At 74.9% G+C, this 3202-nt stretch carries 4 protein-coding genes; all 4 read left to right on the forward strand.

What is annotated here, in order from left to right; all coding sequences use genetic code 11:
* Positions 1-48 precede the first annotated feature (48 nt).
* Positions 49-699: a DUF5947 family protein gene (locus tag B7767_RS08510; RefSeq protein ID WP_085571639.1), complete on the forward strand. Its 651-nt coding sequence runs from the start codon at positions 49-51 to the stop codon at positions 697-699.
* On the forward strand, positions 696-1334 hold the full coding sequence (locus B7767_RS08515) for a DUF6084 family protein (RefSeq protein ID WP_085571637.1): 639 nt from the start codon (positions 696-698) through the stop codon (positions 1332-1334). The genes B7767_RS08510 and B7767_RS08515 overlap by 4 nt, the downstream gene beginning before the upstream one ends.
* Positions 1331-2740, forward strand: a complete 1410-nt coding sequence (locus B7767_RS08520) for a hypothetical protein (RefSeq protein ID WP_085571638.1) — start codon at positions 1331-1333, stop codon at positions 2738-2740. The genes B7767_RS08515 and B7767_RS08520 overlap by 4 nt, the downstream gene beginning before the upstream one ends.
* A partial coding sequence (locus B7767_RS08525) for a hydrogenase maturation protease (RefSeq protein ID WP_143652286.1) occupies positions 2737-3202 on the forward strand: 466 nt, incomplete at its 3' end. The genes B7767_RS08520 and B7767_RS08525, both read left to right, overlap by 4 nt.

Consider the following 3202-nt stretch of genomic DNA (forward strand, 5'->3'; position numbering starts at 1 on the left):
CGCCTCCGTGTCCGGGCCGAACGGCCGTCCGCCGGCCACCGCGACGCCATGAGCACGCGGCAACTCCCGCCGCGCGGCGGCCTGTTCCGGTTCACCGCGCCCCGGCCGCCCCGCGAGGAACGCTGTGAGCTGTGCACCGCCGCGCTGCCGGACCCCGGCCACCGGCATCTCGTCGACACCGAGAACCGGGCCCTGGTCTGCGCCTGCGACCCCTGCGCCCGGCTCCTGGACGCGTCGGGCGCGTCGGGCGCGTCCACGGGCCGGTTCCGCGCGGTTCCCGGCCGCTATCTGAGCGACCCCGGGCACGGTCTCGACGAGGCGGCCTGGGAGCGGCTGCGCATCCCCGTCGGCGTCGCGTTCTTCTTCCGCAACTCCGCGCTCGACCGGCTGGTCGCGCTCTATCCGAGCCCGGCCGGCGCGACCGAGAGCGAACTGGAGCCGGAGGCCTGGCAGTCCGTGCTGGACGCCTCCCCCCTGGCCGGACTCCTCGAACCCGACGTGGAGGCGCTGCTGCTGCGCCGCCACCAGGGGCGCGTGGAGTGCCATCTGGTGCCGATCGACATCTGCTACGAACTGGTGGGCCGTATGCGACTGCGGTGGCAGGGCTTCGACGGGGGCGCGCGGGCGCGTGCCGATCTGGAGGAGTTCTTCGGCCATGTGCGCGAGCGGGCGCGCGACTTCACGGGGAGCCCTTCGTGACCGGGTTCGGCTTCGTGTGCACAGGGGTGCGCGCCGACCCGTACGCGGCGGGTCCGGCGCTGGTCTTCCGGCTGCGGGTCACCGCGTCCCCGGACGCGCGGGTGCACGCGCTGGCGCTGCGCTGCCAGATCCGCATCGAGCCCGCCCGCCGGGGCTACGACGACACCGAGGCCGCCGCCCTGACCGACCTGTTCGGGGAACGGTCCCGCTGGGGCAGCACCCTCAATCCGCTGGAGTTCGCACAGGTCCCGGTGATGGTGCGGGGGTTCACCGGCGAGACCGAGACGGACCTGGTGGTGCCCTGCACCTACGACATGGACATCGCCTGCTCCCGCTACTTCCACGCGCTGGACGGAGGAGAGGTGCCGCTGCGGATGCTGTTCTCCGGCACCGCCTTCACCGGCGCCGGCGGGTTCCGGGTCGAGCCCGTCCCGTGGGACCGGGAGGCCGTGTTCCGGATGCCGGTGCGGACCTGGCGGGAGATGGTCGACCGGCACTTCCCCGGCTCGGCCTGGATCCGGCTGCCCCGGGACGCGATGGACGCGCTGCTCGCCTACCGGTCCCGGCGGGCGCTGCCCTCGTGGCAGGCGACCGTCGAGGGGCTGCTGGAAGCGGCGGGTGAGGGGACACGATGACCACGACGACGTTCACCGCCCCGGCCGAGGCCCGCCTCGCGGTGGCCCGGCACGTCGCCGACGCCGTGCTGTTCGAGGGGTACGTGCTCTACCCGTACCGCGCGTCGGCCGCCAAGAACAGGCTGCGCTGGCAGTTCGGGGTGCTGGTGCCCCCGTCCTGGACGGCGACGGACGCCGAGCACGACTTCCAGCACACCGAGTTGCTGATGGAGCCCCGGCGGGGTGCCGTCCTCTCCGTCGAGGTGCGCTTCCTGCACGCCCGGCGGCGCACGGTGCAACGGGCGCTGCCGGGGGGCGGTTTCGGGACCGTCGGCGAACTTCGCCTGGAGGACCGGGTGATCGTGCCGTGGGACGAGGGCCGGGAGGAGCGGGTCCGTCTCGCGGTTCCCGTCGAGGAGCTGTCGGGCCCCGGCACCGTCGTCCCGTTCGACCGGCCGGCCGGTGAGGAGACCGAGCCGGTCACGGACGCGGGCGGGACGGTCGTGGGGCGGCTGGTCCGGCGCCACGAGGCGGTGGAGGGCGTACTGCGCCTGTCGGCGAGCCCGCTGGACGGCCCGTACGCCACGCAGCGACTGAGCGTGGTCGTGGAGAACACCGGCGAGTGGCTGCCCGAGGAGGGCGCCGACCGTGACGCGGCGCTGTCCCGTTCCCTGGTCGCCACGCACACGCTGCTGCACCTGGACTCGGGGCGGTTCCTGTCCCTGACGGACCCTCCGGAATGGGCGAGGGGGGCCGCCGCGGCCTGCCGCAATCTGCACACCTGGCCCGTGCTGGCCGGTGAACCGGACTCCCGTGACCTGGTGCTCTCCTCCCCGATCATCCTGGAGGACCACCCGGCCATCGCCCCGGAGAGTCCGGGCGCCCTGTACGACGCCACGGAGATCGACGAGATCCTCGCCCTGCGCACGGCGGCCCTCACCGACGAGGAGAAGCGTGAGGCGAGGGGTACGGACGACCGGGCGGCGGCGGTGATCGAGCTCACCGACTCGATGCCGGCCGAGGTGCTGGAGCGGCTGCACGGGGCGGTCCGGGGCCTGCGCGAGGTCACCGCGCCCGCGCCGCCGGTGTCCGGTGACGCGGAGGGCGGCCTCGTCCGGCCGGACACCCCCTGGTGGGATCCGGGCGCGGACGCCTCGGTGGACCCGGCCCACGACCACGTCCTGGTCGACGGGCGGGAGGTGCGGGCGGGCAGCCGGGTCGTGCTGCGGCCCCGGCTGCGGCACACCGACGCCCAGGACCTGTTCCTCACCGGCCGGAGCGCCCTGGTCGAGGCGGTCCTCCACGACGTCGACGGGGGCGTGCACATCGCGGTCACCGTCGAGGACGATCCGGGCGCCGACATCCGCCGTGAGCAAGGGCGGTACCTCTACTTCCAGCCCGACGAGATCGACGTGGAGGTACCGTGACCACCACCGTCGCACGCCCGCGCACCCTGGTCGCCGGGGTCGGCAACATCTTCCTCGGCGACGACGGCTTCGGCGTCGAGGCCGCCCGCGCCCTGGCCGGACGGCCGCTGCCGGAGGGCGTCGAGGTCGCCGACGTCGGCATCCGCGGCGTCCACCTGGCCTACCGGCTGCTCGACGGTTACGACACGCTCGTCGTGCTCGACGCGACGGCGCGGGGCGGGGAGCCGGGCACCCTGTACGTGATCGACGCGGCGGAGTCCGGCGGCCGGCCGTCACCGGACGGTGTCCCCCTGGACGGCCATCGCATGTCGCCCGACGCCGTGTTCGCCCTGCTCGGCACCCTGTGCGCGGGCACCGGCGCGGCGCCGCCCCGGCGCACGCTGGTCGTGGGGTGCGAGCCCGCCACCGTCGAGGAGGGCATCGGCCTCAGCCCGCGCGTCGCCGCCGCGGTGCCCGAGGCGG

The organism is Streptomyces sp. 13-12-16 (genome assembly GCF_002114215.1).
Taxonomy (GTDB): Bacteria; Actinomycetota; Actinomycetes; order Streptomycetales; family Streptomycetaceae; genus Streptomyces.

Coding starts and splice junctions, on each gene's coding strand:
- B7767_RS08510 (WP_085571639.1), top strand. CDS start 49: ATGAGCACGCGGCAACTCCCGCCGCGCGGCGGCCTGTTCCGGTTCACC.
- B7767_RS08520 (WP_085571638.1), top strand. CDS start 1,331: ATGACCACGACGACGTTCACCGCCCCGGCCGAGGCCCGCCTCGCGGTG.